This window comes from Ruegeria sp. BF10 (assembly GCF_056538725.1).
This window is the reverse complement of record NZ_JBQFTR010000001.1, coordinates 190,577-216,123: the sequence shown is the minus strand read 5'-3', so window position 1 is coordinate 216,123 and position 25,547 is coordinate 190,577. Positions and strand designations below refer to the sequence as shown.

Annotated in this window: 22 protein-coding genes; 12 read left to right on the top strand and 10 right to left on the bottom strand. The window is 60.2% G+C overall.

What is annotated here, in order from left to right:
- Positions 1-15: 15 nt before the first annotated feature.
- Positions 16-642, bottom strand: a complete 627-nt coding sequence (locus ACR0DJ_RS01145) for an arylesterase (protein WP_170346433.1) — start codon at positions 640-642, stop codon at positions 16-18.
- Positions 643-708: 66 nt separating this feature from the next.
- Between ACR0DJ_RS01145 and ACR0DJ_RS01140 the strand changes: the two genes are divergently transcribed.
- On the top strand, positions 709-1,404 hold the full coding sequence (locus tag ACR0DJ_RS01140) for an ABC transporter ATP-binding protein (protein ID WP_170346432.1): 696 nt from the start codon (positions 709-711) through the stop codon (positions 1,402-1,404).
- Positions 1,401-3,929 (top strand): ABC transporter permease, encoded by a 2,529-nt coding sequence (locus ACR0DJ_RS01135; RefSeq protein ID WP_480683604.1) that lies wholly within the window; start codon positions 1,401-1,403, stop codon positions 3,927-3,929. The genes ACR0DJ_RS01140 and ACR0DJ_RS01135 overlap by 4 nt, the downstream gene beginning before the upstream one ends.
- Before the next feature lie 2 nt (positions 3,930-3,931).
- Here the strand turns inward: ACR0DJ_RS01135 and ACR0DJ_RS01130 are convergent, their stop codons facing one another.
- On the bottom strand, positions 3,932-4,378 hold the full coding sequence (locus ACR0DJ_RS01130; RefSeq protein ID WP_170346430.1) for an RrF2 family transcriptional regulator: 447 nt from the start codon (positions 4,376-4,378) through the stop codon (positions 3,932-3,934).
- A 93-nt stretch (positions 4,379-4,471) separates the two neighbouring features.
- On the opposite strand from ACR0DJ_RS01130, the gene ACR0DJ_RS01125 reads away from it, so the two are divergent.
- On the top strand, positions 4,472-5,041 hold the full coding sequence (locus ACR0DJ_RS01125; RefSeq protein WP_480683603.1) for a gamma-glutamylcyclotransferase family protein: 570 nt from the start codon (positions 4,472-4,474) through the stop codon (positions 5,039-5,041).
- 53 nt (positions 5,042-5,094) lie between these two features.
- Here the strand turns inward: ACR0DJ_RS01125 and gltX are convergent, their stop codons facing one another.
- Both gltX and ACR0DJ_RS01115 read right to left on the bottom strand, forming a co-directional pair.
- Positions 5,095-6,420 carry a glutamate--tRNA ligase gene (gene gltX, locus ACR0DJ_RS01120; RefSeq protein WP_480683602.1) on the bottom strand — a complete coding sequence of 442 codons (1,326 nt, stop codon included), beginning with the start codon at positions 6,418-6,420 and terminating at the stop codon, positions 5,095-5,097.
- Positions 6,421-6,495: 75 nt separating this feature from the next.
- A complete protein-coding gene (locus ACR0DJ_RS01115) occupies positions 6,496-6,930 on the bottom strand; it encodes a DUF1801 domain-containing protein (protein ID WP_425078902.1) in 435 nt (144 codons plus the stop codon).
- 116 nt (positions 6,931-7,046) lie between these two features.
- On the opposite strand from ACR0DJ_RS01115, the gene ACR0DJ_RS01110 reads away from it, so the two are divergent.
- Positions 7,047-7,979, top strand: coding sequence for an MBL fold metallo-hydrolase (locus tag ACR0DJ_RS01110; protein ID WP_480683601.1), 933 nt, complete (start codon positions 7,047-7,049; stop codon positions 7,977-7,979).
- Between the two features lie 4 nt (positions 7,980-7,983).
- On the opposite strand, the gene ACR0DJ_RS01105 is transcribed toward ACR0DJ_RS01110, so the two are convergent.
- From ACR0DJ_RS01105 to ACR0DJ_RS01095, 3 genes are all read right to left on the bottom strand, one after another.
- Positions 7,984-9,315: an NAD(P)/FAD-dependent oxidoreductase gene (locus tag ACR0DJ_RS01105; protein WP_425078903.1), complete on the bottom strand. Its 1,332-nt coding sequence runs from the start codon at positions 9,313-9,315 to the stop codon at positions 7,984-7,986.
- A gap of 137 nt (positions 9,316-9,452) precedes the next feature.
- Positions 9,453-9,677, bottom strand: coding sequence for a hypothetical protein (locus ACR0DJ_RS01100; protein WP_254440028.1), 225 nt, complete (start codon positions 9,675-9,677; stop codon positions 9,453-9,455).
- Between the two features lie 313 nt (positions 9,678-9,990).
- On the bottom strand, positions 9,991-11,649 hold the full coding sequence (locus ACR0DJ_RS01095) for an NAD+ synthase (protein ID WP_480683600.1): 1,659 nt from the start codon (positions 11,647-11,649) through the stop codon (positions 9,991-9,993).
- Between the two features lie 153 nt (positions 11,650-11,802).
- Between ACR0DJ_RS01095 and ACR0DJ_RS01090 the strand changes: the two genes are divergently transcribed.
- Positions 11,803-13,284, top strand: a complete 1,482-nt coding sequence (locus ACR0DJ_RS01090; protein ID WP_480683599.1) for an MORN repeat-containing protein — start codon at positions 11,803-11,805, stop codon at positions 13,282-13,284.
- A gap of 4 nt (positions 13,285-13,288) precedes the next feature.
- Here ACR0DJ_RS01090 and ACR0DJ_RS01085 read toward each other — a convergent pair whose 3' ends face one another.
- A complete protein-coding gene (locus ACR0DJ_RS01085; protein ID WP_480683598.1) occupies positions 13,289-13,954 on the bottom strand; it encodes an SDR family NAD(P)-dependent oxidoreductase in 666 nt (221 codons plus the stop codon).
- A 288-nt stretch (positions 13,955-14,242) separates the two neighbouring features.
- On the opposite strand from ACR0DJ_RS01085, the gene ACR0DJ_RS01080 reads away from it, so the two are divergent.
- Complete coding sequence (locus ACR0DJ_RS01080) at positions 14,243-15,811, top strand: 2-isopropylmalate synthase (protein WP_425078907.1); 1,569 nt, start codon at positions 14,243-14,245, stop codon at positions 15,809-15,811.
- A gap of 178 nt (positions 15,812-15,989) precedes the next feature.
- Here the strand turns inward: ACR0DJ_RS01080 and ACR0DJ_RS01075 are convergent, their stop codons facing one another.
- A complete protein-coding gene (locus ACR0DJ_RS01075; protein ID WP_425078908.1) occupies positions 15,990-16,775 on the bottom strand; it encodes a 23S rRNA (adenine(2030)-N(6))-methyltransferase RlmJ in 786 nt (261 codons plus the stop codon).
- 155 nt (positions 16,776-16,930) lie between these two features.
- On the opposite strand from ACR0DJ_RS01075, the gene ACR0DJ_RS01070 reads away from it, so the two are divergent.
- Genes ACR0DJ_RS01070 through ACR0DJ_RS01045 form a run of 6 tightly spaced genes read left to right on the top strand, consistent with a single transcriptional unit; the run spans position 16,931 to position 23,497 of the window.
- Positions 16,931-17,977 (top strand): rod shape-determining protein, encoded by a 1,047-nt coding sequence (locus tag ACR0DJ_RS01070; RefSeq protein WP_039523195.1) that lies wholly within the window; start codon positions 16,931-16,933, stop codon positions 17,975-17,977.
- Positions 17,978-18,035: 58 nt separating this feature from the next.
- Entirely contained in the window at positions 18,036-18,938 is a 903-nt protein-coding gene (gene mreC, locus ACR0DJ_RS01065) for a rod shape-determining protein MreC (protein ID WP_170346418.1), read from the top strand.
- The gene (locus ACR0DJ_RS01060) at positions 18,931-19,467 is read left to right on the top strand and encodes a rod shape-determining protein MreD (protein WP_480683597.1); all 537 of its coding nucleotides are present in this window, start codon (positions 18,931-18,933) and stop codon (positions 19,465-19,467) included. Before mreC ends, ACR0DJ_RS01060 begins: the two co-directional genes overlap by 8 nt.
- Positions 19,464-21,413: a penicillin-binding protein 2 gene (gene mrdA / locus ACR0DJ_RS01055; RefSeq protein ID WP_480683596.1), complete on the top strand. Its 1,950-nt coding sequence runs from the start codon at positions 19,464-19,466 to the stop codon at positions 21,411-21,413. The genes ACR0DJ_RS01060 and mrdA overlap by 4 nt, the downstream gene beginning before the upstream one ends.
- Positions 21,410-22,549 (top strand): rod shape-determining protein RodA, encoded by a 1,140-nt coding sequence (rodA, locus tag ACR0DJ_RS01050; protein ID WP_170346415.1) that lies wholly within the window; start codon positions 21,410-21,412, stop codon positions 22,547-22,549. The genes mrdA and rodA overlap by 4 nt, the downstream gene beginning before the upstream one ends.
- Positions 22,550-22,564: 15 nt before the next feature.
- A complete protein-coding gene (locus ACR0DJ_RS01045) occupies positions 22,565-23,497 on the top strand; it encodes a 2-hydroxyacid dehydrogenase (protein ID WP_480683595.1) in 933 nt (310 codons plus the stop codon).
- A gap of 2 nt (positions 23,498-23,499) precedes the next feature.
- On the opposite strand, the gene ACR0DJ_RS01040 is transcribed toward ACR0DJ_RS01045, so the two are convergent.
- Positions 23,500-25,515 (bottom strand): M3 family metallopeptidase, encoded by a 2,016-nt coding sequence (locus ACR0DJ_RS01040; RefSeq protein ID WP_480683594.1) that lies wholly within the window; start codon positions 25,513-25,515, stop codon positions 23,500-23,502.
- Between the last annotated feature and the right edge of the window lie 32 nt (positions 25,516-25,547).

Here is a 25,547-nt window from a genome sequence, read left to right as displayed (position 1 = left end):
CGCATGGATGGGCGCCTATTCCGCTCGATCTGCCTGATCAACCAGCTTCAGAACGGACGGCCCCAGTGATTCAACGATCTTTGCCACCCCGTCCGCGTTTGGATGTATTCCGTCAGGCTGCATGAACTGCGATACCGCACCGGGGTCGCCCTCGGCCGCAAGCCCTTCAAAGAAACTGGCGGCGAAGAGGACATCGAACTCCTGTGCCAGGTCAGGGTACATCCCGTCAAAAGCTTGCTTGTAATCGGCCCCATAGTTGCCCGGAGCCTGCATGCCGATCAGCAGAACCGGTACATTCGCGCCCCGCGCCACGTCCAGGATCTTGCGCAGATTGGCCTTTGAGACGGCCGGATCGATCCCCCGCAACAGATCGTTCCCACCCAAGGCCACGATCATCCCGTCCACATCCGGGGTCAGGGTCCAATCCACGCGCGCGGCCCCGCCCGCCGTGGTATCGCCCGAGACCCCGGCGTTGATTACCCTGACATCCGCCCCCTGCGCGTGCAGCCAACGGTCAAGCTGCGGAACAAACCCGTTCTCCTCCACCAGCCCATAGCCCTGAGTCAGCGAGTCTCCCAAAGCCGCAATCACCACTTGTTCGGCTGTGGCCGCAAAACCGCACCACGTGAAAAGGCCTGCCATCAAAGCCTTGCGCAACGTAGTGATCGCTCCATATCCCAAAAGACCGCTCCTTTTTCGGGTAGACCCATGACGACTGCTGTTCTCGCCCTCCAAAATGCCGCTTTGTCACTGGATGGCAATGCCGGGCGGGTCGATATTCTGCATGACATTACGTTGACCGTGAACAAGGGCGAGACGCTGGGGCTTATCGGGCCTTCGGGCTCGGGCAAGTCTTCGCTGCTGATGTTGATGGGCGGGTTGGAACAGGCCACGCGTGGTCAAATCGTGGCGCTGGGTCAGGACCTGACCGACATGGATGAGGACGCACTGGCCCGGTTTCGGCGCGACAGTATGGGGGTGGTGTTTCAGAACTTCCACCTGATCCCAACAATGACGGCGCTTGAAAACGTGGCGACCCCACTGGAACTGGCGGGGCACAAGGATGCGTTCGACCGGGCCGAGCAAGAGCTGGACGCCGTGGGCCTATCGCACCGTCGCGACCATTACCCGGCGCAACTGTCGGGCGGAGAACAACAGCGTGTTGCCTTGGCACGAGCATCTGCGCCGCGCCCCAAAATCCTGTTGGCTGATGAACCGACCGGGAACCTGGACGAAACCAACGGGGCCGCAATTGTTGATCTGCTGTTTGGTCTGCGTCGGAAATACGACGCAACCCTGGTTTTGGTGACACACAGCCATTCATTGGCCGAAAGATGTGATCGGGTCGTTCGGTTGCGTGACGGCAGGATCGCCGAAGAGACCCGGCAGGAGGCCGCTGAATGAGCCTGCGGATGGCCGGGCGGCTCGCCCGCCGCGAGCTACGCGGAGGCCTGAGTGGTTTTCGGATCTTTCTGGCCTGTTTGGCGTTGGGGGTCGCGGCCATCGCAGCCGTCGGTTCGGTCCGTACAGCCATCCAGACGGGACTGGCTCAGGAAGGAGCCTCGCTGCTGGGGGGCGATGCCGAGCTTGAGTTCACCTATCGATTTGCCGACCCGGCCGAGCGCGACTGGATGCAACAGACGTCCGCGGGCGTTTCCGAGATTGTCGATTTCCGCTCGATGGCCGTCGTGCCCGGCGCGACAGGTCCGGAACGAGCGCTGACTCAGGTCAAGTCGGTCGACGCCGCGTACCCACTTGTCGGCTCGGTACGGCTGGAACCCGAGATCCCGCTGGAAGACGCCCTGAACGGCAGTTCCGGCTTGCCCGGGGCGGTGATGGAACCTGTGCTGATGGACCGGCTTGGGGTGTCCGTCGGTGATCGGTTTTCACTTGGGACGCAAGAGTTCATCCTGACGGCTGCCTTGCTGGACGAGCCCGACAGCGCGGCGGATGGGTTTGGCCTTGGGCCGCGCACTCTGGTACGAACCGAGGCGTTGCAGGCGTCCGGTCTGCTGGAACCCGGAACGCTGTTTTCGACCAAGTACAGGATGACCCTTCCCCGGAACGCAGATCTTTCGGATGTATCCGCAAAGGCTGATGCGGCATTCGAAGGCACCGGGATGCGTTGGACGGACGCGCGCAACGGTGCCCCCGGGATATCCGAGTTCGTCAATCGCCTGAGTGCCTTTCTTGTCCTTGTCGGGCTGTCGGGGCTTGCCGTCGGCGGCATCGGCGTGTCTGCCGCCGTGCGTGCTTATCTGACGCAGAAGACGGAAACCGTTGCGACGCTGCGCACCTTGGGGGCCGATCGCGCCACCATTTTTCAAACCTACATGATTCAAATTGGCGTTCTGTCCGTCTTCGGGATCGTGATCGGCCTGACGCTGGGTGGGTTGGCGCCGCTTGTTCTGGCCCCGCTGCTGGAAAGCCAATTGCCGGTTCCCGCAGTGTTTTCCCTGTATCCACAGCCGCTGATCGAGGCAGCAATATACGGTCTGCTCACAGCGTTCCTGTTCACCCTCTGGCCTCTGGCCCGCACCGAGGATGTGCGCGCCGCGACGTTGTTTCGCGACGCGTTAAGCTCGGCCCGCCCCTTTCCGCGTCTGATTTACGTCGTGGCAACGGGTGTCGGGCTGTTGTTGCTGATCGCCCTGGCGTCATGGTTCAGTGGCTCGACGCGGCTTACTGTCTGGACCGGTGGCGGGCTTGTCGGTGCACTGGCGCTGTTGGCCCTCGCCGCTTATGCCATTCGCAAACTGGCCCGGGCTGGGGCTTCGTTGGCCCGCGGGCGGCCCACCGTCAGATGGGCGTTGTCGGCCATCTCGGACCCACGCGAGGGCGCAGGGTCTGTGGTTCTGTCACTGGGGCTGGGCCTGTCGGTGCTGGCAGCGGTCGGGCAGATCGACGGCACCCTGCGCAACGCCATTTCGGGCAACCTGCCGGATGTGGCGCCGTCGTACTTCTTTGTAGACATCCAGAAAGATCAAATGCCCGGCTTCACCGAACGCCTGCAAAGCGACCCCGCAGTCAGCCGCATTGAAAGCGCGCCGATGTTGCGCGGGATCATCACGCAGATCAACGGCCGGCCCGCTCGGGACGTGGCCGGAGATCACTGGGTTCTGGAAGGGGATCGTGGCGTGACCTATTCGGTTCAACCGCCGCCGAACGCACGCCTGACCGCAGGGGAATGGTGGGCCGAAGACTACGCGGGTGCGCCTCAGGTCAGTTTCGCCGCGGAAGAAGCTGAAGAGATGGGCCTGAACCTGGGCGACCAACTGACCGTCAATATCCTGGGGCGTGACATCACGGCAGAGCTGACGTCCCTGCGCGAGGTGGATTTCTCTACCGCGGGAATGGGCTTTGTCATGTCGATGAACCCCTCTGCGCTGGCCGGTGCGCCGCACAGCTTTATCGCGACGGTCTATGCCGAAGAACAGGCCGAGGCAGCCATCCTGCGGGATCTTGCAGGCCAGTTCCCCAATATCACGGCCATCCGGGTGCGCGACGCCATTGATCGCGTCTCGGGCCTGCTGGCAGGCATCGCCGCAGCAACCTCGTATGGCGCGGGAGTATCCCTGCTGACCGGATTTCTGGTGCTGATCGGTGCAGCGGCGGCGGGCGAACCTGCCCGCAGGTACGAAGCAGCAATCCTCAGGACACTGGGTGCAGACCGCGGCCATATCCTGCGCAGCTTTGGCCTGCGATCTGTTCTGCTTGGGGCCGCCGCGGGTTGCGTCGCGCTGTTCGTTGGTATCCTGGGCGGCTGGGCCGTTGCCACCTACATCTTCGACACAGAGTTCACGGTCATCTGGTCATCGGCCTTCGGCATCGTTCTGGCCGGGATAGGTGTCACGTTATGTGCCGGGCTGGTTTTTGCCCTGCGTCCACTTTCGATGCGTCCGGCGCGCATATTGCGCGCAAGCGATTGAAATCAGCGCACGCAGGCCACAGGCTGCAAGAGCCTCAGCAGCGGATCATTGTCACATACCAGCGCATCCAGGGTAACATCGTCCAGGGACGCATAGAACACCTCTGCCGCGTCCTGAAGCGCAAGCCTCAGCCGGCAGGCATCCGTGAGCGGGCACGTGTTGTCAGCGTCGGCGAAACACTCGGCAATAGGCAAAGCCCCTTCAACATGCCGGAACACCGCACCGATGCGGATCTGATCCGCGGGGCGCGCCAGCGACATGCCACCGTTACGACCGCGCTGCGTGCTCAGATAGTTCAGCTGGCTCAACTGATTGATCACCTGCGCCAGATGGTTTTCGGAAATGTTGCACACTTCGGCGATTTCGGATTTCGTCACCAGCCTGTCCGGGTGAGCTGCGCAATACATCAACAGGCGCACAGCGATATTCGTCCGTTTGGTAATCCGCATGAGGGCCTCCCTAAAATCAAGATGCAACCTTATTGCATGTCCGGGAAAAAAGCGGTTTGACATACATCAATCGACCCAAAGGACACTTCTCGGATGGCCGACCCCTATTTCTTTGGCTATGGCAGCCTCGTGAACCTCGCGACGCATGATTTCCCCGATCCGCGCCCCGCGCGACTGAAAGGTTGGCGGCGGGCCTGGCGGCATACCGATCTGCGACCCGTGGCGTTTCTGACTGCCGTGCCCGCCCCCGAGTCAGAGATCGAAGGCATGATTGCGCATGTTCCAAAAAATGACTGGGCCGCGCTGGATGAACGGGAATGGGCGTATGACCGAATTCCTGCAACGCAGTCGGTTTCGCATCCCCTGACGCACGATGTCGAAATAGCTGTCTACGCCGTCCCTCAGGATCGGCACAGCGAGCCCAGCAATCACCATCCGTTGCTGCTCAGCTATATCGACGTTGTCGTGCAGGGTTACTTGCGGGCATTCGGCGAGGACGGCGCGGATCGATTCTTTGAGACGACAACCGGATGGAATGCCCCGATCCTGAATGATCGCGCCGAACCGCGTTATCCACGCCACCAGCAACTCAAACCTGTCGAACGTGATTTTGTCGATGACCGCCTGACCAGTTTGTCGGTTCGATTTGTGCAACCAGCGTAAACAAAAAAGGGCCACGCCGATGACGTGGCCCAGAATTCTGGTGTGCCACCACGTTAGCCGCGCGCGCGGATCACCTGTAGCAACGGCATCAGCGCTGCCATTTCCGGGCCGCGCTCCTTGCCGGTCAGCGCTTTGCGCAGCGGCATGAACAGACCTTTGCCCTTGCGACCGGTTGCCTCTTTCACGGCTTTGGTCCAGGTGCTCCAGGTCTCACCGTCGAACGGACCTTCGGGCAGCAAAGCCATCGCCTGGGCAATGAATTCCTGATCTTCATCGGCGATCAGGGGATCTGCCCCGTCACGGCACAGTTCCCACCAGCCCTTGAGATCGGCCAGGGTGGTGATGTTTTCACGGGCCATGGCCCAGAAAGGTTCTGCCAATTCATCGGGAACACCGGCATCCGCAACGGCACCGGCCACATCGGACAGCGGCAGCGATTGCAAATACCTGGCGGTCAGCGGGAACAGGTCCTGTACATCGAACTTGGTCGGCGCGGCGCCAAACCGGTTCACATCAAATCCGTCGATCAGCTCGGCCATTTCCGAGCGCAGCTCAACCGGATCAGACGAGCCCAGACGCGCCATCAGGCTCAGCAACGCCATCGGTTGCACACCCTGTTCGCGAAGATCGCGCAAAGCCAGCGTGCCCAGCCGTTTCGACAATGCCTCGCCCTGCGGACCAGTCAGCAGAGAATGGTGGGCAAAACGCGGACAACGCCCGCCCAGCGCCTCGATGATCTGGATCTGCGTCGCCGTGTTGGTCACATGGTCCGAACCCCGTACGACATCAGTTACGCCCATTTCAGTATCATCCACAACCGACGCAATCGTATAGAGAACCTGACCATCGCCACGGATCAGAACCGGATCGGAAACCGAAGCCGCATCAATCGAGATGTCGCCAAGAATGCCGTCATTCCATTCGATACGTTCATGATCCAGCTTGAAGCGCCAGACGCCGTTGCCACGTTCGGCGCGCAAGGTTTCTTTTTCGGCCTCCGACAGGTTCAGCGCAGCGCGGTCATAGACCGGCGGCTTGCCCATGTTCAGTTGCTTCTTGCGTTTCAGATCCAGTTCGGTCGGCGTTTCGAACGCTTCGTACAAACGACCCATCGCGCGCAGCTTGTCGGCCGCTTCGGCATAGCGGTCCAGACGGTCCGACTGACGCTCGACCCGGTCCCAATGCAAACCCAGCCATTCCAGGTCCTGCTTGATGGCATCGACATATTCTTCTTTCGACCGTTCGGGGTCGGTATCATCGATGCGCAGGATGAACGTACCGCCTGCCTTGCGGGCAATCAGATAGTTCATCAGGGCGGTGCGCAGGTTGCCCACATGGATGTAACCGGTGGGCGACGGGGCGAAACGGGTGGTTGTCATGGGTGTCTCCTGTTGGCGCGGCTCTTGTCACATGGGGGCGTTTTTGTCCAGCCGCCGCTTGATCCATCAGGTGATTCAGAATGGTTTCACCGGCCACACCCTGTCGAGGTCGTCCAATCCGGCGCGAATGAGTTCGCCCAAAACGCCCGTATCGATATCCGCCAGTTTGTTGACGTAAAGGCAGGACTTGCCCAGTTTGTGTTTTCCCAATCTGGCCATGAGATCCGCAAAATCTGCGTAACCCGGCATGATGTAAATCACCAAAGCTGATTTGCGCGGCGAAAAACCGGTTGCCAGAAAGTCCCCTTCCCGACCCGATTTATAGCGATAGTGGTAGCGGCCATACCCGACGATCGACGGACCCCACATGAGCGGTTCAAACCCGGTGGTGGCGCGGAACAGCTTGTCAAGCTGGTGCGCGTCTTCGGCACGGCGCGCAGGTTGAACCGTTGTCAGGAAATGCTCGACGCTTTGATCCGTCGGAACTGTCTTGTTGTCTGATCGCGCCATGAACAAAAATTAACACGTAATATTCATCCATGCACCCCATCTGAATGGCGTATACACTGGCAACAGACTCTCGACGCCCTAACTGCAACAATGATGTCCTGACAGGGAGAACGAAGATGACAATGAAACTCACGCGCCGCGCCGCTTTGGGAACTGCCGCCGCCTTGCCGTTTGCAACCGCAGCCGCACCGGTTCTGGCCGCAAGCCCGGAAACCAAAGCAAACTCGACCATCGCCAAGTCATTTCATGTTGGCGACTTCACGGTCACGACCCTGCTGGATGGCAGCTTTCCACGCGACGGAGCCAAAGAGATTTTTGGGGGCGGCGCGACGGACGAAGAATTCGCCAAGGTTTCGGCTGAGAACTTCATTCCCGCAGACGTCGCACAGTTTTTCTTTACCCCCTCGCTGGTCAATACAGGCTCAGAGCTGGTTCTGTTTGATACCGGTCTGGGGCAAGGTGGCATACAGGCCGCGCTGGCAGATGCGGGTGTAACCCCGGATCAGATCGATGTGGTCGTGATAACGCATATGCACCCTGACCATATCGGTGGCATGACCACCGAAGGCGCGCCCACCTTCGCCAATGCGCGCTACGTGACGGCTTCTCCGGAATATGATTTCTGGGCTGCGCAGGACGCAGGCAATCGCGTGGGCGATCTGGTCGCCGAAAAAGTCACACCACTGGCCGAGAAAATGACCTTTGTCGAAGACGGGGGCGAGGTCGCCTCGGGCATTACCGCGGTTGCCGCTTATGGCCATACACCGGGCCACACGGTCTATCATCTGGAAAGCAACGGGCAACGTCTGGTGCTGACGGCGGATCTGGCCAACCACTATGTCTGGTCTTTCGCTCATCCCGAATGGGAAGTCCGGTTTGACATGGACAAGGCCGCAGCAACTGCCGCGCGCCGCAATGTCCTTGGCATGCTGGCTGCCGACAAAGTGCCCATGGTCGGCTATCACATGCCTTTCCCCGGTGCAGGCTATGTTGAGGCACGCGGAGAAGGCTTCCGCTTTGTCCCGGTCAGCTACCAGATGATGGGTTAGGCTGTCAGTACCCCGGATCCGGTCGCACTTTTGAACCGTCGCTGAACCGCGACAGGCGAAAGGCAGCCGGGTCCACGCAAGGCACTGTTTCTGAAACCAGATCAGCCATCAGCCGCCCCGCCCCGGGTCCGATCCCAAAACCATGGCCTGAAAACCCGGTGGCGATGTACATTCCCGGCAGGTCATCCACACCCGAGATGACGGGAATGGCATCCGGCGTCACATCGATCATACCTGCCCAGCTTTGTACGATCTCGCCCGTTTGCACAGCGGGATATCCCTTGCATGCACTGGCCCAGGCGCGTCGCAACGTTTTTTGCGACGGCTCAGGGTCCAGGATCCGGCACTTTTCGAATGGTGTCACATCGGTTGGCAGCCATCTCCGGTCCTGTTTTGCTTCGATCGTCCAGCGTTTGGACAGGCGAAAGCGCAGAGATTTCCACTCCTGCACAAATGCCGGCAGGAACTGCATCGCCAATCGAAAACTGTCCGGCACGATGTCAACGGTATTCTCATGACCGGACGCAATTGTGTAACCGCCATCGGCCCGTTTTCGGATCGCAAAGTCATCCGACCACAACGCCGCCTCAGGCCCCTCTGCGATGGGGGATGTGCGCAGGACCGTATTCAGAACTTTCAGCTGCGGCAGTTCGATCCCCGCATTGCCTGCAAACAGGCGCGACCACGCGCCCCCGGCCAGAACGACGCGCCCGCTGGCAACTCTGCCGCGTTCGGTGAAGACACCGGCGATACGCCCAGCCTGAACGTCCACGCTGCGCACGGCGCAATTCGTCATGATCACCGCGCCCCGAGCCCGCGCAGCTTCGGCAATGGCGGGGGCTGTCCACTGTGGTTCGGCACGACCATCCTGCGGCATGTACAGCGCTGTTTCAAAGCCCGTTTGGTTGCCGCGCAAAAGGTCTGCCAGCTCACCGCCCGAAACCATCCGCGCGCCGGTCTGCAATCCGTCGACATGGTGCAGCCAACGCTCCATGTTCCCCGCATCCCGCTTGCCCGATGCACCAAAAAGAATACCGGATCGGGTGAAACCTGTCTTGCGGTCCAGCCGGTCATCGAGCGTTTGCCAGATGCGCAACGATTCCTGCATCAGGGGAATTTCCCTTGGGTCCCGCATCCCAAGACGGACCCACCCCCAATTGCGAGAACTCTGTTCGGCGGCAATCTGCCCTTTTTCGCACAAAAGAACCGAGGCACCCCGCTCGGCCAGTTCCAACGCGGTTGAAACGCCGATGATTCCGCCGCCGATGACCACGACATCAACGGTTTTAGGCAGGGCAAGATCAGGTTCTACAGGAGTCGGTTTGGGCGCGGTCATCGATAGGCCTTACTCTGTCGCTTGGACCGCTATGGAGACCAAGAGGCAAAGCATAGGCAATACAAACCGTCACCGCGACCACGCGAATTTTGGCATCTGTGACCCAGACGCCTGAGGCTATGAATGCGGGCCGAAGGTTACGCTGCGCCGGACAGTTCCGCCCATTTCTGGCGCAAGATCGAGGACAACCGTTTTTCTTTCAGCGCCGCTTGCGCAGACACATCTTCCTGTGGCAGCAATTGCGGAAACTCTGGCCGCAACATCGCCACTCTCTGATCTTCCGACTGCCGCTGCTCATTCAACAGATCGGCAATTGCTGCATCCAGCTTTTCTTCGTCCAATTCTTGCGGCGGAGATTCCATCGTACGCCACTTCAAAGGCGCATGAAGCGATCTTTCATAATCCTCGTACATTTTAACACCAAACCATTCACTCAGACATTCAACCCCGGATACGCCGCGTTCACCAAAATCAGCTTTGCAACTTCAACAAACAATACGTCGCATCCGCCCCACATTGGGCAACTTCCAAGCAAAAATGTGTCAGAAAAATGTCATCCAAACAAGTCTGGGGTGGCCTTTTTTGCCCCATTTAACAGGCAACACCCCCCGATCTGGGAACAAAGCGCGTAAAGGAAACGTCACTGTTTCCGATCTTGCAGAACTGGCTTCGATTTCAGCGACGTTCGCGCCAGCGATTCACGATCGGGTACCGCCGGTCCAGCCAGAATGCCCGCTTGCTCAAGCGCGTGCCCGGAGCGGACTGGAACCGCTTGTACTCGCTGATATAGATCAGATGTTCGACCCTTCTCGCATCCGCCTCGTCAAATCCGGCGGCGACGCAATCCGCGATGGATCCGTCCTGATCGACCAGAATATCAAGTATCCCATCCAGTACCGGATAGTCCGGCAGGCTGTCGCTGTCCTTCTGATCCTCGCGCAGTTCGGCGCTGGGGGGTTTGTCGATGACGGACGGGCGAATGACCTCTCCGTCAGGCCCCATCATCCAGTCTCGATGATTGGCGTTGCGCCAGCGGCAGGTTTCGAACACGCGGGTCTTGTACAGATCCTTGATCGGGTTGTAGCCGCCATTCATGTCGCCATAGATCGTGGCATAACCCACAGCGACCTCGGATTTGTTGCCGGTGGTCAAAAGCATTTCACCGAATTTGTTCGAGATCGCCATCAGCAAAAGCCCGCGCAGGCGGGACTGGATGTTTTCCTCGGTCAACCCTTCGTCCAACCCCGCAAACAGCGGAGCGAGCGTATTGGTGACGGCAGCCCGGCTTTCAGAAATCGGCACATGGTCATAGTGCACACCCAGCGCCTTGGCGACGGCCTCGGCATCGTCCAATGAGGCTTGGCTGGTATATTCCGACGGCAACATCACACAGCGAACGTTGTCGGCCCCGATAGCGTCCACCGCGATAGTTGCCACCAACGCGGAATCGATCCCTCCGGACAATCCCAGCACTGCTTTTTTGAAACCGGTCTTGCCCATATAGTCCCGCAGGGACTGCACCATCGCGCGATAGTCCTGCTCCCACACATCCGGCTGGGGCACGATCTCAGCCGGCACAATGCGCCAGCCATCATCGCCGCGCTCAAGATCCACCTGCGCAATCACTTCGTCGAATACCGGCATCCGGAAGGCCAGTTCTCCGCCCGGGTTGAGACCGAAGCTGGCGCCGTCAAAGACCTGATCATCCTGCCCGCCAACCATGTTCAAATAGATCAGCGGCAGGCCCGTTTCGACCACGCGCGCGACCATATGGTTCAGACGTACATCGTATTTGTTCCGGAAATAGGGCGATCCATTGGGAATCAGTAGAAACTCGGCCCCGGATTCCTCAAGCGTTTCGGCGACGTCCGGGTGCCAGCCATCCTCGCAGATGGGGCTGCCGATCCGGAAGTTGCCAACCGAATACGGACCGCCCAGAGGACCCGCATCATATAGGCGCACTTCGTCGAAAACAGTCTCATTCGGCAGGTGGTGCTTCAGAACCTTGCTGGTGATCCGCCCCCCCTTCAGGATCAGATAGGCGTTGTACAGCTTTCCGTCATCGACCCACGGACCACCCAGGGCAATCGCGGGCCCTTCGGCGCATTTCTCGGCCAGAGACTCGACCGCATCCATGGCCGCGCGATGAAACACCGGCTTCAGCACCAGATCCTGCGTGTTGTAGCCGGTGATGAACATCTCGGGGAACGCCACCAGATCGGCCCCCGCCGCCTTGCCGTGTTCCCACGCGGCAACGACCTTGGCCGCATTGCCGTCGATATCCCCTACGGTCGGGTTCAGTTGCGCCAGAGTGATGCGGAAACGGTCGGCCATGCTGCCCTCTTGCCTCGTCAGTCCTACTGCCATTTAGCAGATCACCGCGCGAGTAAAAGGCCAATGCGGCAAAACCCGTTGCCCTGCCCTCGACGGTACCCTAGTTTTGCGCACAGGGATGCAACCAACGATGATCCGGCAGGCAGGACCAAAATGAACGTGATCCGAAACTCAATTGGGGCTGTGGCCATGAGCCTGGCAGCAGCGACCGCTTTTGCGCAGGACGGTACGGTTATCGTCAAGGATGACGAAGTGGGCGGCGTCTACGAGGGCACCTATGAAAACGGCCTGCGCCACGGGACGGGTACGTATCGGCTGCCCAACGGGTTCGAATACACCGGCCAGTGGGTGGAAGGCGAAATTCAAGGTCAGGGCGTCACCAAGTACCCGGATGGATCGGTTTACGAAGGCGCGTTCGCCAAAGGTCAGCCGGAAGGGCGCGGCAAGATCGTCTATGCCAATGGCAGCAGCTATGACGGTGAGTGGTCCAACGGATCCATCAACGGCACGGGCGTCGCTGAATTTGCCAATGGCTCGCGCTATGAGGGTGAGTTCAGGAACGCTCAGCGGCACGGCAAGGGCAAACTGACCTTTCCCGACGGATATGTCTACGATGGCGATTGGGTGGACGGCCAGCGACAAGGCAAGGCCACGATCACCTATGCCGATGGCAGCGTCTACGAAGGCGATGTCAATGCCGGCTTGCGCGATGGCACAGGCACCCAGACGATGCCTGACGGAATGATATACGAGGGCGAATGGACACAGGACCAGATCACCGGGACGGGTCGTCTGACCTATGCCAATGGCGATGTGTATGAAGGCGCGCTTGTGGAAGGGCGCCGCCAAGGCAAGGGCAAAGTAACTCACGCGTCAGGGGACGTCTACGAGGGTGACTTTGTCGATGATCGCCGCCATGGCAAGGGCACGTTCACCGGAACCGATGGTTTTGTGTACACCGGCGACTGGAACCAGGGTCAGATAGAAGGACTGGGAGAGCTGACCTATCCCGACGGTTCGGTCTATGTGGGCGATTTCGTGGCCGATCTGGCGGAAGGAAACGGCCGCATCACCTATCCCGACGGCTCCACCTACGAGGGTGAGTGGATCGCGGGCGTCATCGAAGGTCAGGGTACGGCGACCTATGCCACCGGCATGATCTACAAGGGTCAGTTCAAAAACGCGCAAAGCCACGGCAAGGGTGTGATGACCCGCGCGGACGGTTCGATCTATGACGGGGATTGGGTCAACGGGGTCCGTCAGGGAAAAGGCAAGGCGACCTACTCTGACGGCACCGTTTACACCGGAGATTTCATGAACGGAAAACGTCACGGCAAAGGAGAAATCGTGACCCCTGCCGGGTTCAAGTATGTCGGCGACTGGTCCGAGGGCAAAATCAACGGCGAAGGCATAGCGACCTACTCGAACGGCGACGTCTATGAGGGCAACTTTGTCGACAACAAGAGGCAGGGCAGCGGGACCATGCGTTACGCCAACGGGCAAGAAGAAACCGGTATCTGGGAAAACGGTGTGCTGCCGAATCAAACCCCGGATCAACAGGGCGGCGCAGACACTCCGGCACAGCAGACAGACCCGGAGTCAGAGACGGTACAACCAGATCCGTCTAGCGAATGATCGCTCACCAGGGAACAGGTTTTCCGGCCCAGTCAAAGAACCCACCGGTATCTGCCGGGCTTAAACCGCCGATCACGGACAACAGATTGCGCGCGGCTTCCACGGGTTCAACGGCGGGATGCCGGTCCAGGTATTTCCGGGTAAATTCTGTCTTGACCGTACCCGGATGCAGCGCAACACATATCGCCTGTTTATGGGTCCGGGCCAATTCTATCGCCGAAGTATGGACGATTTGATTGACCGCTGCTTTGGCCGCGCGGTAGCTGATCCAGCCGCCCATCCGGTTATCTCCTATTGAACCGACCCGCGCGGACAAAACAGCAAACACCGAACGCCGCTGTCGCGGCAACAATTGATGGGCCCGGCTTAGCACCAGCGCCGGACCAACGGCATTCAGAGCAAACTGGTCCATCATTGCCCTTGCCGAAACAGATCGAATGGTCTTTTCGGGCGCATTGCCTGAAATTTCCAGCGCCCCGGAAGCGACAAGAACAAGATCGAACGGGCCTGAAAGGCGATCAAGCATCCGACTCGCTTGGTCCGGTTCCATCAGATCGAACCCCTCGACAGAGCGCGAAAGGCACGTCACCGCAACACCCTGTGCCTCCAATTGCTCGCGTACGGCCGCACCGATCCCGCCGGACGCACCAATGATCAAAGCAGTATCCATCTGCGACCAGCTAGCGGCATGGACGGATCAATCAAGGGGCGGGAATTTCGACCCCCCTACGCCGCAACTTGTCGAAAATTGGTTCTTTTCATTCCCGGCGGCGTCTGTATAACCTCACACCCATGATCAACTGCGCAGATATCCCTTTTGCCAAAGCCGCCCCTCGCGGCGCGGTTCTGCGTGGCCTACTGATCCTAATCCGCCTCTGAGCGTGCCATCCGGCGCGCCCGCTCAGAGGAGGACGCCAGCGCGCCAACAGGCTTTAGGACAGACAAGAAAGAGATTCCCATGACCAACGTGACCGACCAAGACCGTGTCTTGATCTTCGATACCACTTTGCGCGACGGCGAGCAGAGCCCAGGCGCGACCATGACCCATGACGAAAAGCTCGAGATTGCCGAGCTGCTGGATGACATGGGCGTCGACATCATCGAAGCCGGTTTTCCGATCGCATCCGAAGGTGACTTCAAAGCGGTATCCGAGATCGCCAAGAACGCCAAGAACGCCCGTATCTGTGGTCTGGCCCGCGCCAATTTCGCCGATATCGATCGCTGCTGGGAGGCGGTCAGACACGCGGAACAGAACCGCATTCACACCTTCATCGGCACCTCTCCGCTGCACCGCGCCATTCCGAACCTGACACAGGACGAGATGGCTGACAAAATTCACGAAACGGTCAGCCACGCGCGCAACCTGTGCGAAAACGTGCAGTGGTCGCCGATGGACGCGACCCGGACCGAATGGGATTACCTGTGCCGCGTCATCGAAATCGCGATCAAGGCCGGGGCGACCACCATCAACATCCCCGACACCGTGGGGTATACTGCGCCGCTGGAATCCGCGGACCTGATCAAACGCCTGATCGAAACGGTTCCGGGCGCAGATGAGGTGATCTTTGCCACCCATTGTCATAACGACCTCGGCATGGCGACCGCGAATTCGCTGGCGGCGGTCATCGGTGGTGCGCGCCAGATCGAATGCACCATCAACGGCCTGGGCGAACGCGCCGGCAACACCGCCCTGGAAGAGGTCGTGATGGCAATGCGCACGCGCAATGACATCATGCCCTTCCACACCGGGATCGACACGACCAAGATCATGCATATCTCGCGCCGGGTCGCTACGGTGTCGGGCTTCAACGTGCAGTTCAACAAGGCCATCGTCGGCAAGAACGCTTTTGCCCACGAAAGCGGCATCCATCAGGACGGCATGCTCAAGAACCGCGACAATTTCGAGATCATGCGCCCCGAGGATATCGGCCTGTCGGGCACATCCCTGCCTCTGGGCAAACACTCGGGCCGCGCGGCACTGCGCGACAAACTGGAAACGCTGGGCTTTGAAGTTGGCGACAATCAACTCAAAGACATCTTCGTGCGGTTCAAGGATTTGGCGGATCGCAAGAAAGAAGTGTTCGACGACGATCTCATTGCGCTGATGACCCTGGATGAGGCGGACGACTATCTGCAACTGGTGTCGATGAAAGTCACCTGCGGCACCGGCGGGCAGGCGGAATCGACGGTCGAGCTGGAAGTCGACGGCAAGGACGTCATCGCAACTGAACACGGTGACGGGCCGGTAGACGCGACCTTCAAGGCAATCCGTGCGATTTACCCCAACACGGCCCGCTTGCAGCTGTATCAGGTTCATGCGGTGACCGAAGGCACCGATGCGCAGGCCACGGTTTCGGTCAGGTTGGAAGAAGATGGCATGATCGCCACGGGTCAATCAGCGAACACGGATACCGTCGTGGCTTCGGCCAAAGCCTATATCCACGCGCTGAACCGCCTGATCGTGCGCCGGGAAAAGACCGGCCCGGGCGCCGATGCCCGCGAAATCAGCTACAAAGACCTGACCTGATCCGAATTGGCGCGGCGAGGGGCTCCCGCACCTGCGGTTGCCCGGCTGCGCCGAGCACCCTTGCAGCTTTGGGCCCGGCAGCGCGCCTGCGGCGCGCTGCCGGGCCCAACATGTTTGACGGCATCTCTGATGCGGGCAAACAGGGCGGGAGCATCGGTTGCATTTCTTTTGGCTGACCTCAGAGACCTGCGAATAGCTGCGACAGACGTGTCGTTTCTTCCTCGATGCCGAATGGTGCGTTCAGAATGAACATCCCTGATCCCACCATCCGATGCCCCTCGCGCACCGGTGGGAATGTCACCTCATGACAAATGGCCTTGGGGAAGTTTTGCGCTTCAAGCGTCGCGATCATCCGGGCGTGGCGTTTGTCCGTCAGAACAGGGTACCACAGCGCGACCACCCCGACATTCCATTTCCGGTGCAGTTTGGCAATCACGCCGGGCAGTCGATCGTAATCAGTCTTCACCTCATAGCTTGGGTCAATCAGCAACATTCCCCGTCGCGGCGTCGGAGGCAGCAGGGATTGCGCCAGTTCAAACCCGTCCTGCTGATACACCCTCGCCCCGAACGGCGACATCGCCAAAGACAGCGCGGCATGTTCCTGAGGGTGCAGCTCTGCAAAATGCAGACTGTCCTGATCCCTCAACAGACTTGCTGCAATCATCGGTGACCCCGGATAGGCCGCGTCACCGTGCCGGGCCTGTACGTTTTCCAGAACCCGCGCCATCGGATGTCCGGGTCCGAACCACCCTTCTCGTTTCGCGCGCGCGATCCCTGCCGCTGCCTCGCCCGTCCGCATGGATTCGTCTGCGTCCAACTGGTACAGCCCCCGTCCGGAATGCGTTTCGATATAGCTGAGCGGCTTGTCCTTGCGCGTCAAATAATCCAGCACCCAGGCCAGCAATGCGTGCTTTTGGACATCAGCCAGATTCCCGGCGTGGTAAATGTGTTGATAAGAGAGCATTTTGCCTTCTAAAGTCCCATTCAATAAGGCGGAAAGGTGCTGATTGTCGCGGAATCAGCCCTTTTACCGGGCGTGATGGCACCCTATAAGTCATCCGTCCCGGAACCGTCGAGTCGCGGGCAGTAGAAAAACCGACATACAGGATCAGGGGAAACATGGGGATCTTTGGCAATCTGGGCGGCCTGTTCACAGCGGACATGGCCATCGACCTTGGAACGGCGAACACGCTGGTTTACGTCAAGGGGCGCGGTGTAATCCTGTCTGAGCCTTCGGTCGTAGCCTATCACGTCAAGGACGGCGTGAAGAAAGTTCTGGCTGTCGGCGAAGATGCCAAGCTGATGCTGGGGCGAACGCCCGGTTCGATCGAAGCCATCCGCCCCATGCGCGAAGGCGTGATTGCTGACTTCGATACAGCCGAAGAAATGATCAAGCACTTCATCCGCAAGGTGCACAAGCGTTCGACTTTCTCGAAGCCCAAGATCATTGTCTGCGTCCCCCATGGCGCGACACCCGTTGAAAAGCGTGCGATCCGTCAGTCGGTTCTGTCCGCTGGCGCCCGCCGCGCCGGCCTGATCGCCGAACCGATCGCCGCCGCGATTGGCGCGGGCATGCCGATCACCGACCCGACCGGCAACATGGTCGTCGACATCGGTGGTGGTACAACCGAAGTGGCGGTTCTGTCGCTGGGTGACATCGTCTATGCCCGCTCGGTCCGCGTCGGTGGTGACCGCATGGATGAAGCCATTATCTCGTACCTGCGTCGTCAGCAGAACCTGCTGGTCGGTGAATCCACCGCCGAGCGGATCAAGACGACAATCGGCACGGCCCGGATGCCCGATGATGGCCGCGGCCAGTCGATGCATATCCGGGGTCGTGACCTGTTGAATGGCGTTCCCAAGGAAATCGAGATCAGCCAGGCCCAGGTCGCCGAGGCGCTGTCGGAACCTGTCCAGCAGATCTGCGAGGCTGTGATGACCGCTCTGGAAACCACTCCGCCCGATCTGGCCGCCGATATCGTGGACCGGGGCGTCATGCTGACCGGTGGTGGTGCATTGCTGGGCGATCTTGATCTTGCCCTGCGCGAACAGACCGGCCTGGCCGTGTCCATTGCGGACGAAAGCCTGAATTGTGTGGCTTTGGGCACGGGCAAGGCGCTAGAATACGAAAAACAGCTGCGCCACGCGATTGACTACGAAAGCTAAGGCGCGCACCTTCTAGGGACAGGCTTAATTCGGCACGAGCAGCACGGGAAGGTAACCTGTGGCAAAAGACCGATCACAGCGCGATGACTACACGACCCCTCTGCGCCGCTTGTTGCTGGGGATCGTCATTCTGTGCTTGCTGGGCATCTTTCTGGTCTGGCGGATCGACAGCCCCCGAGTCGAGCGGTTCCGCGCGCAGGTGGTGGACGCGGTCGTACCGTCGATGGATTGGGCCATGGTGCCCGTGACTGCCGCTGTGAACCTTGTGCGCGATTTCCAAAGCTACCAGCGCCTGAGCGAGCAGAACCGCGAGTTGCGCAGCGAACTGCGCCTGATGCGTGCCTGGAAAGAGGCCGCACTGCAATTGGAGCAGGAAAATGCACGGCTGTTGGATCTGAACAATGTCCGCCTCGACCCGCGCCTGACATACATCACGGGTGTCGTGATGGCCGACAGCGGGTCACCCTTCCGGCAGTCCGTCCTGTTGAATGTGGGGGAGCGCGACGGGATCGTCGATGGATGGGCCACGATGGACGGGATCGGGCTGGTTGGCCGCATTTCCGGAGTCGGGCCGGACACGGCTCGGGTGATCCTGGTGACGGACGCGACCAGCGCCATTCCGGCAACGATCCAGCCTTCTGGCCAGACCGCACTGATCAAAGGAGATAACACCCCGGCCCCAGTGGTCGAGTTCCTGGAAAACCGAGAGCTGGTCCGTCCCGGTGATCGAGTGATCACATCCGGCGACGGTGGCGTTTTTCCGGCAGGTCTGCTGATCGGCCAGATCGCCGCGGATCCGGGCGGCCGCCTGCGCGTTCGCCTTTCGGCGGATTTTGAACGGCTCGAGTTTCTTCGTGTTCTGCGCTTCCATTCGCCCCCCCCGATTCAGGATCCGGGTGGGATCGTCGGACCAACGCGACCCGAAACAGCGCTTGTACCGGATGAGGTAAGTGATGGATAGGCCCGCCTCATACAACTGGGCCATGCGCGGCCTTTACGCAGCGCTGGCTTTTGTCGTGCTGTTCCTGCATTTGCTGCCGCTTGACGCGCAACCGGATCGCTGGCCCTTTCCCGATGTGCTGATTGCGCTGACCTTTGCCTGGGTGTTGCGGCGCCCCGATTATGTGCCCACCCTGTTGGTCGCGTTTGTCATGCTGATGGCGGATCTGCTGCTGCAACGCCCGCCCGGCCTTCTGGCCGCGCTGGTGGTGTTCGGCGCAGCCTATCTGCGCGCTGCCGCCCCGGGTATGAAGGACACCGGATTTGTCGGAGAATGGATGTCGGTCGGTGTGGTGATTGCCATGGTGTTTTTGATGAACCGAGTCGTCCTGTCGATCTTGTCGGTCCAGCAGGCCGCCTTGTGGCCAGTGGTGATTCAACTTGTGCTGACAATCGCCTTCTACCCGGTCATCGTGCTGCTGACCCAAAGCGTATTTGGCGTCCACCGCCTGTCTGCTGCGGATGCCGGAGCCGTAGGAGGCAGGGCATGAAGCAACGCAAACCCAAGTCGCCGGGCCTTGCCTATAAACGCCTGCCACGCCGGGCGCTGCTGCTGGGCGGTTTGCAGGCGGCTTTTATCGGCGGGCTGGCCGCACGGATGCGTTTCATGCAGGTGGATCAGGCCGACGAATATCGCCTGCTGGCCGAAGAAAACCGCATCAACATTCGACTGATCCCGCCAACCCGTGGACGTATCTATGACCGCAACGGGCAGATCATCGGTCAGAACTCACCATCCTATCGCATCGTCATCGTGCGTGAAGACGCAGGTGACGTCGACAAGGTGATTGCCAAATTGTCGGAACTCATCCCGCTGAACGATGATGAGATCGAGCGCGCCCGGACCGAAATGCGCCGATCAGCGCCGTTCCTGCCAGTGACTCTGGCGGATCAGGTCACTTGGGAAGACATCTCGAAAGTCGCGGTCAATGCCCCGGCCCTGCCGGGTGTGACGCCCGAGGTCGGCCTGACGCGACAATACCCACGCTATGAGGATTTCGCCCATATCGTCGGCTATGTCGGCCCGGTCAGCGACTATGATCTCAGCAAGCTCGAAGACCCCGAGCCGGTTTTGCGGATTCCCCGGTTCCAGATCGGCAAGGTCGGGTTGGAGGCCAAACAGGAAATTGCCTTGCGTGGCAAAGCCGGCGCAAAGCGTGTCGAAGTCAACGCCACCGGGCGCGTCATGCGCGAACTGGACCGGCAGGAAGGTCAGCCCGGTGCGGACCTGCAATTGACGATCGATGCCGACCTGCAACAATACGCGCAAGCGCGGCTGGCAGGTGAAAGCGCGGCTGCCATTGTTCTGGATTGCGAAACCGGGGATCTGCGCGCCGTCAGCTCTACACCCAGTTTCGATCCAAATCTGTTTGTGCGCGGTATCTCGGTCGCTGATTATCGGGCGTTGACGCAGGACAAGTATCGCCCCCTGGCCAACAAGTCCGTGCAAGGCACTTATCCCCCGGGGTCGACGTTCAAGATGGTCACTGCATTGGCCGCGCTGGAGGCTGGCGTGATAGGTCCCGGCAACACAGTGTATTGCCCCGGGCACCTGAAGGTCGGCAGCCGCCGGTTCCACTGCTGGAAGCGCGGCGGGCATGGCACGGTTGATCTGAACCTGTCGCTGAAACGCAGCTGCGACGTCTATTACTACGACGTGGCCTTGCGGGTGGGCATCGACAAGATATCCGAGATGGCCCGTACATTGGGGCTGGGCGTCAAGCACGATATTCCGATGTCGGCGGTTGCCGCTGGACTTGCCCCCAATCAGGAATGGAAGCAGCGGACACACGGTCAGGATTGGCTGGTGGGCGACACGGCCAACGCGTCCATCGGGCAAGGGTTCATGCTGGCCTCACCGCTGCAACTGGCCGTAATGACGGCTCGTATCGCCACCGGCCGATCTGTGACACCGCGGCTTGTGCGTTCGATCGACGGTATCGAACAGACTTCGGGCGCGGGGGAACCGCTGGACATCAATTCCTACAATCTGGAACAGGTGCGCAAGGCCATGTATTCGGTCTCGAACGACCGGCGGGGGACTGCCTATCGCAGCCGCATCATCGCGGACGAGTTCCGCATGGCCGGCAAAACCGGCACCAGTCAGGTTCGAAACATCACCAAGGCCGAACGTGCCGCCGGCGTGATCCGCAACGAAGACCTGCCATGGGAACGTCGCGACCACGCGTTGTTCGTCTGCTTCGCGCCCTATGACAATCCGAAATACGCGGTTGCCGTGGTCGTTGAACATGGCGGCGGCGGGTCCAAGGCGGCGGCACCGGTGGCCCGCGATATCATGCTTCAGGCGCTCTACAACGGTACTCCGCCGCTTGAGGCATATCCGGTTGCCGACCGCGAGCGCATCAAGGAACAGCAAAAACGGCTCGAGGGCGACCGTCGCCCCAAAGCGCGTCCAGACGGAAAGGACCGCGCATGAGCTATCTAGAATATGCCGTGAAATCCACGCCGTCGGGGTTTCGGAAGTTCCTGTACATGAACTGGCCGCTGACCCTGCTGCTGATCAGCACCGCCAGCGCAGGGTTCCTGATGCTGTATTCGGTCGCAGGCGGGTCGTGGACACCCTGGGCCGAGCCGCAGATGGAGAGGTTCGGGCTTGGCCTGATCGCGATGTTCATCATTGCTCTGGTTCCGATCTGGTTCTGGCGCAACATGTCCGTTCTGGCCTATCTCGGGTCGGTCGCATTGCTGGTATTCGTGGAATTGTTCGGCACCATCGGCATGGGCGCACAGCGCTGGATCGACCTTGGGTTCATGCGCCTTCAGCCCTCAGAGGTCATGAAGGTGGCCCTGGTCATGGTTCTGGCGGCGTATTACGACTGGCTTCCATCGCACAAGACGTCCCGCCCTCTTTGGGTCTTCATCCCCGTGGCCCTGATTGTTCTGCCCACCTTGCTTGTTCTGAAGCAACCGGATCTCGGCACGTCGATCCTGCTGTTGGCCGCCGGTGGCGGGCTGATGTTTCTTGCAGGTGTCCACTGGGCTTACTTTGCAGCCGTCATTGCCGCCGTCGTGGGTCTGATCGCCGCCGTGTTCAACAGTCGCGGGACCGAATGGCAGTTGCTCAAGGATTATCAGTTCCGCCGGATCGACACGTTTCTTGACCCCTCTACCGATCCTCTGGGTGCCGGGTATCACATCACGCAATCCAAGATCGCCCTTGGATCGGGGGGCTGGAACGGGCGTGGTTTCATGCAGGGTACACAATCCCGGCTGAACTTCCTGCCCGAGAAACACACCGATTTCATCTTCACCACCCTCGCCGAGGAGTTCGGCTTTGTCGGGGGCATCACGCTCTTGGTTCTCTATGCCCTGATCCTTGTGTTCTGCATGGCGACCGCGCTGGCCACCAAGGATCGGTTCTCCTCTCTGGTTACTCTGGGCATCGCGCTGAACTTCTTCTTGTTCTTTGCCGTCAACATGTCGATGGTGATGGGCATGGCACCGGTCGTGGGCGTCCCACTGCCAATGGTCAGCTATGGCGGATCGGCCATGCTGGTGCTGATGGCCGCGTTCGGCATCGTCCAAAGCGCTCATATCCATCGCCCCCGCTGATCTGAAAGGCCCCCGATGCCCGTAAACGTTCTGTTTTCCGCGCGCCCTGCCCTGTGGCCCGTGTATGAACCGCTGCTCACTCGATACCTTGCAGAAGCTGGCGTAGAGGCGGAGATCAGTACGGAATTTGACCCGGATCAGGTTGATTACGTTGTCTACGCTCCGAATGGCGGGTTACTGGATTTTTTGCCCTTTTTGCGCCTGAAGGCGGTTCTGAGCCTTTGGGCCGGTGTCGAAAAGATCGCGGACAATGACACGCTGAGCGTCCCATTGGCACGGATGGTGGATCACGGGCTGACGCAGGGAATGACCGAATGGGTGGTGGGCCATGTGCTGCGCTATCATCTGGGAATGGATCGCCACATCACCATCCAGGATGGCGTCTGGGCCCCGGATGCCCCACCTTTGGCGCAGCAGCGCAACCTGTGCATTCTGGGCCTCGGCGCGTTGGGTGAAGCCGCGGCCCGCGCCCTGGCCTCGCTGAATTTCACGGTCACTGGCTGGAGCCGCACCGCCAAGGACATCCCCGGCGTAACCTGTCTGCACGGTCCTGACGGGCTGCGTGATGCGCTTTCCCGGGCCGAGATACTGGTTCTGCTACTGCCTGACACCGCTGCCACGGAAAACGCGTTGAATGCTGAAACGCTGGCCCTGCTGCCCAAAGGCGCGCGGATCATCAACCCGGGTCGCGGGCCCCTGATTGATGACGAAGCGCTGCTGGATGCCTTGAACTCGGGTCAGGTCGGTCACGCGACGCTGGATGTGTTCCGGGTCGAGCCCCTGCCCCCCGACCACCCGTATTGGTCACATCCGAACGTGACCGTGACCCCTCATATCGCGTCCGAGACCCGCCCGGTCACAGCCGCGCAGGTCATTTGCGAAAACATCCGGCGTGGCGAAGCCGGAGAGCCCTTCGTGCACCTGGTGGATCGCACATTGGGCTACTGATTTCAGGCCGCGATCAGACCGCGGCCTTTCAACAGGGCGTCAACCCCCGGCAGTCTTCCCCGGAACGCCAGATACAGGTCTTCTGCCTCGCGCGAACCGCCAGTGGACAGGATGTTGTCCTCCAGCGCCTTGGCGCGTTCCGGATCAAAGGCACCACCCGCCTCTTCAAAGGCGGCAAAGGCGTCGGCATCCATCACTTCGGACCACATATAGCTGTAATAGCCCGAGCTGTAGCCGTCGCCTGCGAAGACATGCGCGAAATGCGGAGTGGCATGGCGCATTCCAATGGCCTTCGGCATCCCCAACCCGGCCAGAACTTCCGACTGTTTCGCCATCGGATCTGCCGGTGCCTCGCCATCGTGGAAGGCCAGATCGACAAGGGCCGAGGCGACATATTCCACCGTCTGGAATCCCTGATCGAAATTGGCCGCTTTCAGCACCTTTTGCAGCATTTCCTGCGGCATCGGCTCGCCCGTTTCGGCATGGGTCGCAAATTCGGCAAGGACCTCTGGCACTTCCAGCCAGTGTTCGTAAAGCTGGCTGGGCAATTCGACGAAATCGCGCGCCACGGACGTGCCCGAGATGCTTTCATATGTCACGTTGGACAGCATCTGGTGTAGGGCATGGCCGAATTCATGAAACAGGGTCCGCGCGTCATCATAGGACAGCAAGGCGGGATCCCCCTTGGCGAAGTTGCAGACATTGATGACAACCGGTGTCTGTTTCTTTGGGAATTTGGCCTGCGCCCTCATCGCGCTGCACCAGGCACCTGACCGCTTGGACCCTCGCGCAAAGTAGTCTCCGATAAACACGGCAATATGCTGCCCGTCGCGGGTAACGTCCCAAGCCCGGCAATCCGGGTGATAGAGGGGTACGTCCAACGGTTTGAATTCCAGCCCGAAAAGCCGGTTGGCGCAGGCAAACGAAGCCTCGATCATGCGATCCAGTTGCAGATAGGGTTTCAACGCGGCCTCATCCAGATCGTGTTCCGCCTTGCGCCGCTTTTCAGCGTAGTACCGCCAATCCCAGGCTTCCAGCGGGCCATTGATGCCGTCTTCCTGCATCATCTGCGTCAGAACACCTGCGTCGGCATCTGCGCGGGACTTGGCCGGTTCCCATACCTGCATCAAAAGCTCACGCACGCGATCCGGCGTGCGCGCCATCTCGGTTTCCAGCTTGTAGTCGGCGAACGTGTCATAGCCCAGAAGCTTGGCGCGCTCTTCGCGCAAGGCCAGGATCTCGGCCGCGATGTCTCGGTTGTCGGTCTCGCCCCCATTGGCACCGCGCGCGGCCCAGGCACGATAGGCTTTTTCGCGCAGGTCCCGGCGGGGCGAAAACTGTAGGAATGGCACGATCAGCGACCGTGACAAGGTGACCACTGGTCCCTTGGCTTTCTTCTCCTGCCCCGCGGCACGTGCCGCGTCCACGACGAAATCCGGCAGGCCGTTCAGATCCTCTTCGGTCAGATCCATGAACCAGTCCCGTTCATCCGCCAGCAGGTTCTGGGTAAACGCCGTGCCCAGCGACGCGAGGCGCGACTTGATCTCTTGCATACGGGCGTCTTCGTCCCCCTCCAAGGCCGCGCCGGCACGCACAAAGCCCCGGTGGGTCAACATCAGCACACGCGCCTGCTCCTCGGTCAGGTCAAGATCATCGCGCCGTGCCCATAGGTCGGCAACACGCTTGAACAGCGATTTGTTTGAAGAAATGCCCGAAAAATGCGCTGAAAGCCTGGGGGAAAACGCGCGTTGCAGTTCTTCCCGCTTTGGGTTGCTGTCCGCGCCCGCAATCGTGAAGAAGACTGACAGGACCTTGTCCAGTTGCCCGCCCGCAGCCTCGAGCGCCTCGATCGTGTTGGCGAATGTGGGGGTATCCGGATTTGCAGCTATCGCATCAATCTCGGCGTTATGCTCTTTCATCGCCTGCTCCAGTGCGGGCGAGAAATCATCATCCGAGATATCGGAAAAAGGGGCGATTTCAAACGGTGTGGTCCAATTGGACAGGATCGGGTTGGTCATGCGGATCTCCTTTGATCCCATAGCTATGTCGC

What these genes read in the sequence shown, in the direction of transcription:
- ACR0DJ_RS01145 (WP_170346433.1), bottom strand. Translation starts at nt 642, where the DNA reads ATGGCAGGCCTTTTCACGTGGTGCGGTTTTGCGGCCACAGCCGAACAA.
- ACR0DJ_RS01140 (WP_170346432.1), top strand. Translation starts at nt 709, where the DNA reads ATGACGACTGCTGTTCTCGCCCTCCAAAATGCCGCTTTGTCACTGGAT.
- ACR0DJ_RS01135 (WP_480683604.1), top strand. Translation starts at nt 1,401, where the DNA reads ATGAGCCTGCGGATGGCCGGGCGGCTCGCCCGCCGCGAGCTACGCGGA.
- ACR0DJ_RS01130 (WP_170346430.1), bottom strand. Translation starts at nt 4,378, where the DNA reads ATGCGGATTACCAAACGGACGAATATCGCTGTGCGCCTGTTGATGTAT.
- ACR0DJ_RS01125 (WP_480683603.1), top strand. Translation starts at nt 4,472, where the DNA reads ATGGCCGACCCCTATTTCTTTGGCTATGGCAGCCTCGTGAACCTCGCG.
- gltX (WP_480683602.1), bottom strand. Translation starts at nt 6,420, where the DNA reads ATGACAACCACCCGTTTCGCCCCGTCGCCCACCGGTTACATCCATGTG.
- ACR0DJ_RS01115 (WP_425078902.1), bottom strand. Translation starts at nt 6,930, where the DNA reads ATGGCGCGATCAGACAACAAGACAGTTCCGACGGATCAAAGCGTCGAG.
- ACR0DJ_RS01110 (WP_480683601.1), top strand. Translation starts at nt 7,047, where the DNA reads ATGACAATGAAACTCACGCGCCGCGCCGCTTTGGGAACTGCCGCCGCC.
- ACR0DJ_RS01105 (WP_425078903.1), bottom strand. Translation starts at nt 9,315, where the DNA reads ATGACCGCGCCCAAACCGACTCCTGTAGAACCTGATCTTGCCCTGCCT.
- ACR0DJ_RS01100 (WP_254440028.1), bottom strand. Translation starts at nt 9,677, where the DNA reads ATGGAATCTCCGCCGCAAGAATTGGACGAAGAAAAGCTGGATGCAGCA.
- ACR0DJ_RS01095 (WP_480683600.1), bottom strand. Translation starts at nt 11,649, where the DNA reads ATGGCCGACCGTTTCCGCATCACTCTGGCGCAACTGAACCCGACCGTA.
- ACR0DJ_RS01090 (WP_480683599.1), top strand. Translation starts at nt 11,803, where the DNA reads ATGAACGTGATCCGAAACTCAATTGGGGCTGTGGCCATGAGCCTGGCA.
- ACR0DJ_RS01085 (WP_480683598.1), bottom strand. Translation starts at nt 13,954, where the DNA reads ATGGATACTGCTTTGATCATTGGTGCGTCCGGCGGGATCGGTGCGGCC.
- ACR0DJ_RS01080 (WP_425078907.1), top strand. Translation starts at nt 14,243, where the DNA reads ATGACCAACGTGACCGACCAAGACCGTGTCTTGATCTTCGATACCACT.
- ACR0DJ_RS01075 (WP_425078908.1), bottom strand. Translation starts at nt 16,775, where the DNA reads ATGCTCTCTTATCAACACATTTACCACGCCGGGAATCTGGCTGATGTC.
- ACR0DJ_RS01070 (WP_039523195.1), top strand. Translation starts at nt 16,931, where the DNA reads ATGGGGATCTTTGGCAATCTGGGCGGCCTGTTCACAGCGGACATGGCC.
- ACR0DJ_RS01060 (WP_480683597.1), top strand. Translation starts at nt 18,931, where the DNA reads ATGGATAGGCCCGCCTCATACAACTGGGCCATGCGCGGCCTTTACGCA.
- mrdA (WP_480683596.1), top strand. Translation starts at nt 19,464, where the DNA reads ATGAAGCAACGCAAACCCAAGTCGCCGGGCCTTGCCTATAAACGCCTG.
- rodA (WP_170346415.1), top strand. Translation starts at nt 21,410, where the DNA reads ATGAGCTATCTAGAATATGCCGTGAAATCCACGCCGTCGGGGTTTCGG.
- ACR0DJ_RS01045 (WP_480683595.1), top strand. Translation starts at nt 22,565, where the DNA reads ATGCCCGTAAACGTTCTGTTTTCCGCGCGCCCTGCCCTGTGGCCCGTG.
- ACR0DJ_RS01040 (WP_480683594.1), bottom strand. Translation starts at nt 25,515, where the DNA reads ATGACCAACCCGATCCTGTCCAATTGGACCACACCGTTTGAAATCGCC.